Below are 516 nucleotides of genomic sequence, written 5' to 3' on the forward strand. Positions count from 1 at the left end.
AGGCCGGCTTGTCGCCGCCTTCCCGCTCGATCGTCACCTTGAGGGCGACCTGGTAGCCCACCGCGATCGGCGTGACCCCGTTGAGCTCGACGCCCGCCCGCAGGCGCGAGCCGACCGGCACCGCCGAAGGGAAGCGAAGCTTGTCGGCGCCGTAGTTGACGATCATCTTGACGCCCTGGACTTCGTAGACCTGCCAGGTGAGGATCGGCAGCAGGCTCAGTGTGAGGAAGCCGTGCGCGACGGTCGCTCCAAACGGCCCGTCGGCCGCCTTCACCGGGTCGACGTGGATCCATTGGTGATCACCCGTGGCATCGGCGAACGCATCGATCTGTGCCTGGTCAATCGTGTGCCAGTCGGAGTAGCCGAGGTGGGTGCCCACGGCTGCTTCGAGCTCGGCGATCCCGTTGAAGACCCTCATGCCTTCGGCCCTCCGGCGACGTAGAGCACCTGACCAGAGACGAAGCCGGCGCCCTCGCTGGCGAAGAACGACACTGCGTGCGCGATGTCGGCCGGGAG

General features: G+C 67.2%; 1 protein-coding gene. It reads right to left on the reverse strand.

The genetic code is table 11. The annotated features are described in order from the left end of the window. A partial coding sequence (locus ACOADB_RS07350) for a MaoC family dehydratase (protein ID WP_378597313.1) occupies positions 1 to 418 on the reverse strand: 418 nt, incomplete at its 3' end. Positions 419 to 516: the final 98 nt, after the last annotated feature.

Origin of the sequence: Nocardioides sp. CPCC 206348 (assembly GCF_048654705.1) — a bacterium.
Lineage (GTDB): Bacteria > Actinomycetota > Actinomycetes > Propionibacteriales > Nocardioidaceae > Nocardioides.